Genomic DNA, 7,717 nt, shown 5'->3' with positions numbered 1-7,717 from the left:
TATTAAAGAAAATCAAATTATAATAGCTAGAAATTTAAAAAAGTCTGGTTTAGATATAAAGTTTATAAGTGATAATACAGGATTGAGTATAGAAGAAATAGAAAAATTATAATAAAAAACTATAAGTGCCTACTAAATTTATTTGCTAAATATAAATAGTAAATATTTTTGTATAAACATTAGTAAAAATAATAAAAAGTGTATGCATTATAAATGTATACACTTTTTTTATTATTATATAATATAAATAATATTTAAATAATTAAATATAATTAAGTTTTCCGTAAGTGATTTTTTTATGCAAACTAATAGCCTCTGAATCTGTAAGATGTGCTACATAGTCTTTTACTAATTCTTCATCGCTATTATATGGAATATCTGCTTTTTTAAATAAAGTATCTTCTAATATAATTTCTTTATGTTTTAGTAAATATTCAAATATTGTAGATATAATTCTATTAACTCTTTCTACATCTTCAAGTATAGCTTTGCTTTCATATACTTTTTTAAACATAAAGGCTCTTAAATCATTAATGGCTTTCAATACTTTTTTATCAATATCTATTTCCATTTTTTCCATACTAGCTTCTATAACACCCATAATCATAGTGTCAGCTCTTTCACCGTAAGTGCTTCCAAGTACATTGGTAATATCTTTTGGTATATCATCATATCTTAAAAGACCGTATCTAATAGCATCATCAACATCATGATTAGCATAAGCTATAGTGTCGGATATCCTCACTATCATACCTTCATTGGTACAAGGTCCAGAAGAATCTGCAATCAATTTTCCAGTTTTACCTTTTGTATGCTTAATGATTCCATCTCTTACTTCAAAACTTAAATTAAGTCCTTTGCCTTTTTCTAAATGTTCTACTACTCTTAAAGAATGTGAAGAATGATGAAAACCTTTGAAATATTTAGATATAGCTTTTTCTCCAGCATGTCCGAATGGTGAGTGCCCTAAATCATGACCGAATGCAATGGCTTCTGTCAAATCTTCATTTAGTCTTAATGCTCTTGCTATACTTCTAGCAATTTGCATAACTTCAAGAGTATGAGTTAATCTAGTTCTGAAATCTCCTACAGAAAGCATTATAACCTGAGCCTTATCTTTAAGACGTCTGAAATATTCACTATGTACTATTCTATCTCTGTCTTGCATATAAATTGTTCTTATATCATCTTTTTCTCTAGGATATACGGTTCCTTTGCTTTCAGATGAAAATGCAGCTGCTGGAGACAAAAAATCTTTTTCTCTGGTTTCTATATCAAGTCTTATAGTTCTCAAAATATCTTCCTTTATATTATTTGTATTAAAGTTATAGTATTCTAATAATTATGTAATAATAAATCAATTAACAAAAAATTACAATTATAATAATAATTTATACCTATATATTAAATATTTTCACAATTATTCAACGGTAACACTTTTAGCTAAATTTCTTGGTTTATCAACATTGCATCCTCTAATTACAGATGTATGATAAGCTAATAATTGCAATGCTACTATGGAAACTATAGGCATAAACATATCTTCAACTTTTGGTAAATAAACTATTTTTTTATACGAGTCTTTATCTATATCAATACCTTCTTTTACAAATAGTAAAACATTAGCACCTCTCGATATTACTTCTTTTGTATTGCTTATCATCTTGCTTAAAATCTTTTCCTGTATTGCTAATGCTATTACAGGAGTATTATCTGTGATAAGAGATATAGCACCATGTTTGAGTTCGCCTCCTGCATAAGCCTCGCAATGAATATAGCTTATCTCTTTCATTTTTAAAGCTCCTTCCATAACTTGATAATAATCTAAATCTCTGCCTATAAAGAATATGCTGTTAGCTTCTTTATAATCATAGCATAGTGATTTTATTTCATCATTCATAGTAAGAACTTTATTTACAGAGTCTATTGTATTAAGTAAATTTTTTATGAGAGTTTTTATATAATCATTATCTTTAATATTTCTTGCAGATAATATTTTAAAAGTTATCAAATACATTATAGCCATTTGTACAGAATAAGCCTTTGTAGAAGCAACAGATATTTCAGGGCCTGCATAAGTATATATAACATAATCAGCATTTCTAGCTATAGAAGAACTATTAACATTTACTATAGCTAAAGTTTTGTATCCTTTTTCTTTAACTAAATTTAAAGCAGCTAAAGTATCAGCAGTTTCTCCGGATTGAGATATAAATATCGAAAGAGTTTTTTCTGTAAGTATTGGGTTTTTATATCTAAACTCAGAAGCTATTTCGCATTCTACAGGTATTCTGCAATTATCTTCTATAAGTCTTTTTCCTATCATAGCGGCATGCATAGCAGTACCGCATCCTATTATATAAACTCTATCAAAGAATGTCCAAAAACCTTCATCTTCAATTCCGTCTCTTGAAAAATCAGGAATACCATGTACTATTCTAGGTTCTATAGTATCAAGAAGTGCTTTAGGCTGTTCATTAATTTCTTTAAGCATAAAATGTTCATATCCGCATTTCTCAGCCTGTTCTACAGTCCAATTTGCTTCAAGTACTTCATAATCTTTTTCTTTTAAGTTTTTATCATATATAGTTATTTTATTTTTTTCTAAAACTGCTATATTTCCGTCATCTATTAAAATATATTTATTTGTATATTTTAATATTGCCGGTATATCTGAAGCTAAGAAATTTTCATTTTCACCTAAAGCAGCTATCAAAGGAGCAGATTTTCTAACGGCATATAATTTATTAATATTATCTTTAAAAATTATAGCGAATGCATAATAGCCTTCTATAATATCTAAAGCCTTTTTTATGGCATCTAAAGGATCACCTTCATATAATGAATCTATTAAATTGGCAGCAGCTTCAGTATCAGTTTCTGATAAGAATTTATATCCTTTATTTATTAAATTATTTTTTATATCTTTGTAATTTTCTATAATTCCATTATGTACAAGAGAAAGCCTTTCTGTAAAATGAGGGTGTGCATTAATATCGGAAGGTGCACCATGAGTTGCCCATCTTGTATGACCTATGCCTATATTTGATTCTATGTTTTTTCCATTTTTTAATATGTTTTTTAAATTTTCGAGTTTTCCTTCAGATTTAAATGTAATAATATCATTTCTTGAATCAACAATAGATATTCCAGCAGAATCGTATCCTCTATATTCTAAAGAAGATAAACCATGCATTAATATATCTGATGCATTATTATTACTACCTATATATCCAACTATTCCACACATAAACTAAAAAGTCCTTAAATAAAATTTTATCAAAAAAATATAATTTTTAAAAAAAATCAGTTTTTTAATAATTTAATATGATAAATAAAAAAACTAAAAAGTCAATACTGTTTGAAGTAATACTATAAAAGATGTGCTTTACAAAAATAGTCATTTATTATAGAATTATGTTAATTAAATTTTTTATTATTACGACACTATAATATGGAAATTTATAATTAAGCAGGTCATCATCATGAAAACTATTAATTTAATATTAGGAAATCATAATCATCAGCCAGTAGGTAATTTTGACTTTGTATTTGAAAGTACATATCAAAAAGCTTATAAGCCTTTTTTAGATATATTAGCAAAATATAAAGATATCAAATTTAATTTTCACTATACAGGCTGTCTTTTAGAATGGATAGAAAAAAATCACCCAGAACATATAGAGGCTTTGAAAAAATTATCAGATGAAAAAAGAATAGAATTTCAAAGCGGCGGTTTTTATGAACCTATAATGCCTTCTATACCAGATAAAGATAAAGATATACAAATAGATAGATTAAATAAATATATATACAGCAGATTTAATTGTGTGCCTCAAGGTGCTTGGATAGCTGAAAGAGTTTGGGAGCCTACATTAGTTAAAAATTTAGCTATGAATGGACTTAAATATTTAATGTTAGACGATTCACAGTTTTTAACTACAGGTATAGACACTAAAAATATGTTTGGTTATTTCATTACTGATAATGAAAATTATAAATTAAATATATTCCCAATATCTCAGGAACTTCGTTATTTAATACCTTTCAGAGATGTAGAGAAATCTATTGAATATTTAAAGTCAATAGCTACAGAAGAAGGTGATAGAGTAGTAGTACTTCATGATGACGGTGAAAAATATGGAGATTGGCCAGGTACTCAAAAATGGGTATATGAAGATAAATGGCTTGAGAAATTCTTTGAAGCTTTAACTAAAGAAAAGGATACTATTATCACTACTACATACAGTGAGTATATGGAAAAATATACTCCTATATCAAAAATATATATACCTACAGGTTCTTATGAAGAAATGCTTACTTGGGTTTTGCCTGCTGAAATACAAGATGAATTCCATAGAAAACAAGAAGAATTAAAAAAATCAGAAGAAAATGAAATTATTACCAGATTTATGAGAGGCGGTTTTTGGAGAAATTATTTCACTAAATATACAGAAAGCAACAGAATGAATAAAAGAATGCTTTTTGTTTCTAATATGATAGGGGAGATTACAGAATCTAATTATAAAGATAAAGAAGAAGCATTAAATTATCTATTAAAAGGTCAGTGTAATTGTCCTTATTGGCATGGTACTTTTGGAGGACTTTATTTAAATAATTTAAGACATGCTGCTTATGCTAATTTAATCAAAGCTACATCTATATCATTAGAAAAAGTATATGGCAGAGAATATTTTTTAAGCCATCATTTAGATTTTGATATGGACGGCAGAGAAGAAGTTATAATTTCATGTGAAAGAGCTGCTATTATTTTCCATAGATTAAGCGGTTCTATTATAGAATGGGATTTAAAAAAGGATACTCCTATTAATTTAATAGACTGTTTAAAAAGAAGAGAAGAGGCATATCATATAGCTGCTATGAGAAATGCTGCTAATGAAGATAATAATGACAGCGAACATGTATCAATACATGAAATAGCTAAAAAAGTTGATGAGAAAATAGCTAAATATTTAGTATTTGATAAGAATGAAAAAGTATTTGCTGTTGATCACTTCTTAAATAAAATTCCTACTGCTGAAGAATTCCAGTTAATGAAATATGAAGAAGATGCTGATTTTTATAAGTCTTATTATAATGTAGTAGAAAATTTAATAAATAAAGATTATGCTACTATTTCTTATGATAAGGTTTCTAAAGTTAATGGCAAAGATATTTATTTAATGAAAAGATATGTAATAGATAAAGACGGTACATTCACTCTTGAATCTATTATACAAAATAAATCTAATGAAGATGCAGAATTTGTATATGCATTAGAGAATAATATAACATTACTTGCAGGACAGGAGCCGGACAGATATTATATAGGAGATGATAAGAAAATATCTTCTAATCTTTGCGAAGCTTCTGAATATAAAGGCAAATCTATTGGTATGGTTGATGAAGGATATATAAAAGTAAAAGTATCTCTTGAAGCAAGTGAAGAAACTATATTCTTATATATGCCTAATTATACTATATCAGATGCAGTTGATAAACTTGAAATGAATTATCAAAATTCTACTATAGTTTGCTGTAAGAAAATAAATTTAAAACCTGGTGAGAAAGCTCAATATAAAATAAAAGTAACTGCTAAAGATATTTGATTTTAAGGGTAGTATTTAATGAAACTGTTTTGTGTAATATCAGATAAAAATTATGTTGGTAAAACTTATATATCTTCTCATATAGTATCATCATTAAAATTGTTTGATAAAAGTGTATGCTACTATAAACCATTCGTTATGGGAGTACGCGACAATAAATTATTTGACACTGAATATATAAGAAACACCACTAATTTAAAAGCATCAGAAATATTTGTTTCTTATGCTACTAATGGAAGCATTTCTCCGCTTCATAGTATTAACACAAAAATAGATGAAAGAGATATTACAGATTTAATATATGAAAATAATGATATTTATGATTATATGGTATTTGAATCATTATGTTTGTATGAACCTATAAAAGAAAATTATAATTTCATGGACTTAATATTGGATATAGAAAAAGAAAATGAAATTCATATAATACCTGTTGTGGAGTATGATTCAAATGTTATACATTCTTCTTTAGAGCAGGTTGAGTTATTTCATACAAGAGGATTCAAAGTACCATTTATAGTTATAAATGTTAAAAAAGATATATTTGTATCAGAATCTGTTATAGAATATATTAGAAGTCAGGTTAATCCTATAAAGGTTCATATAACAGAATTTGATAATATGGCAGAGAATAAAAAAATAGATAGTATAAAATATCCTGAAATTATTAAGGATTTATTTTAATTATTTAAATTAGTTAAAAATGAAATAGGCTGATAAGAAATTATCAGCCTATTTTTTATTGTTATTTATAATTTTGATTATTTTTCTAATCTAGCTCTTAAAGTTTTACCCATTTCTTCGTAACCTTTTTTACCAAGCATAGCAAACATGTTTTTCTTGTATGCTTCTACACCAGGCTGATCGAATGGATTAACACCAAGCATGTGACCAGATATACCGCAAGCCTTTTCAAAGAAATATAAAAGCTCTCCGATAGTGAATGGAGTAATTTTATCTATATCTAATATGATATTTGGAACTCCTCCATCAACATGGGCAAGAACTGTAGCTTCTAATGCAGATTTATTTATTTCATGTAAAGTTTTTCCATCTAAATAATTTAATCCGTCCAAATCAGAATCTTCTTTTTTCATTGTTAAGTCAATATCTTCTTTATCAACTCTTATAACTGTTTCAAATAATCCTCTTTTACCGTCTTGAATGAATTGACCTAAAGAGTGTAAGTCAGTAGAGAAATCAACAGAAGCAGGGAATATACCTTTTTTATCTTTACCTTCGCTTTCTCCGTATAATTGTTTCCACCATTCAGATACATAATGCATTCTAGGTATATAGTTAACCATTATTTCAGTGCTGTATCCTTTAGCATAAAGAGCATTTCTAAGCATAGCGTATAACATAGAAGGATTTTTCTTATAATCCATTTCTTTAGTTATTTTTGCCATAGAATCGAATCCTTTAACGAATTCTCCTATATTGATTCCAGCAACAGCTATAGGTATAAGTCCTACAGGAGTAAGAACTGAATATCTTCCTCCAACATCATCAGGTATTACGAAAGTTCTATATTTATTTTCTGTAGATAAAGTTTTTAAAGCACCTTTAGCTTTATCAGTAGTAGCTATTATTCTTTTAGCAGCTCCGTCTTTACCATATCTTTTTTCAGCATATTCTTTTAACATTCTGAAAGCTATAGCTGGTTCAGTTGTAGTACCGCTTTTTGATATAACATTAATATAGAAGTCTTTACCTTCTAAATAGTCCAATAAATGTTTGAAATACTCTCCGTTCATATTATGACCGGCATATATAACTTGAGTATTTCCTTTTTTTGCTTGAGAGAAAGGATTTAAAAATGATTCAATAACTGCTTTACCGCCTAAATATGATCCGCCTATACCAACAGATACTAACACTTCAGCATTTTCTCTTATTTCTTTAGCTAATTCATCGATTTCTTTAACCATTTTTAAAGCTTCAGTTGGTAAATTAACCCAGCCTAAAAAATCATTGCCGGCACCTTTTTGATTTTCAAGAAGTTCATTGGCATATTTAGCATGTTCTGCAAGATATTCCAATTCATGTTCTTGTAAAAATCCTAATACATTTTTATAATTTATTGATAGCATTTAATAACTCCATCA

At 27.4% G+C, this 7,717-nt stretch carries 5 protein-coding genes and 1 pseudogene; 3 read left to right on the top strand and 3 right to left on the bottom strand.

Annotated elements, in window-relative coordinates:
* Positions 1-112 (top strand): annotated as a pseudogene (locus tag R4K56_RS14810) (Rpn family recombination-promoting nuclease/putative transposase); the annotation flags it as partial.
* Positions 113-262: 150 nt separating this feature from the next.
* On the opposite strand, the gene R4K56_RS01290 reads toward R4K56_RS14810, so the two are convergent.
* Together R4K56_RS01290 and glmS are read right to left on the bottom strand one after the other, a co-directional pair.
* Positions 263-1,294 (bottom strand): deoxyguanosinetriphosphate triphosphohydrolase, encoded by a 1,032-nt coding sequence (locus R4K56_RS01290; protein ID WP_335758707.1) that lies wholly within the window; start codon positions 1,292-1,294, stop codon positions 263-265.
* Positions 1,295-1,420: 126 nt separating this feature from the next.
* On the bottom strand, positions 1,421-3,250 hold the full coding sequence (glmS, locus tag R4K56_RS01285; protein ID WP_335772749.1) for a glutamine--fructose-6-phosphate transaminase (isomerizing): 1,830 nt from the start codon (positions 3,248-3,250) through the stop codon (positions 1,421-1,423).
* A gap of 235 nt (positions 3,251-3,485) precedes the next feature.
* Here glmS and R4K56_RS01280 point away from each other — a divergent pair, with 235 nt between their 5' ends.
* Both R4K56_RS01280 and bioD read left to right on the top strand, forming a co-directional pair.
* On the top strand, positions 3,486-5,609 hold the full coding sequence (locus R4K56_RS01280) for an alpha-amylase/4-alpha-glucanotransferase domain-containing protein (RefSeq protein ID WP_335772748.1): 2,124 nt from the start codon (positions 3,486-3,488) through the stop codon (positions 5,607-5,609).
* A gap of 18 nt (positions 5,610-5,627) precedes the next feature.
* The gene (gene bioD / locus R4K56_RS01275) at positions 5,628-6,293 is read left to right on the top strand and encodes an ATP-dependent dethiobiotin synthetase BioD (protein WP_335760310.1); all 666 of its coding nucleotides are present in this window, start codon (positions 5,628-5,630) and stop codon (positions 6,291-6,293) included.
* A gap of 77 nt (positions 6,294-6,370) precedes the next feature.
* On the opposite strand, the gene R4K56_RS01270 is transcribed toward bioD, so the two are convergent.
* A complete protein-coding gene (locus R4K56_RS01270) occupies positions 6,371-7,702 on the bottom strand; it encodes a glucose-6-phosphate isomerase (RefSeq protein WP_335772747.1) in 1,332 nt (443 codons plus the stop codon).
* Between the last annotated feature and the right edge of the window lie 15 nt (positions 7,703-7,717).

It is taken from the genome of Brachyspira pulli, assembly GCF_036997785.1.
Classification (GTDB): Bacteria; Spirochaetota; Brachyspiria; order Brachyspirales; family Brachyspiraceae; genus Brachyspira; species Brachyspira pulli.
The sequence above is the reverse complement of the archived record's forward strand: the minus strand, read 5'-3'. Positions and strand labels throughout refer to the sequence as shown.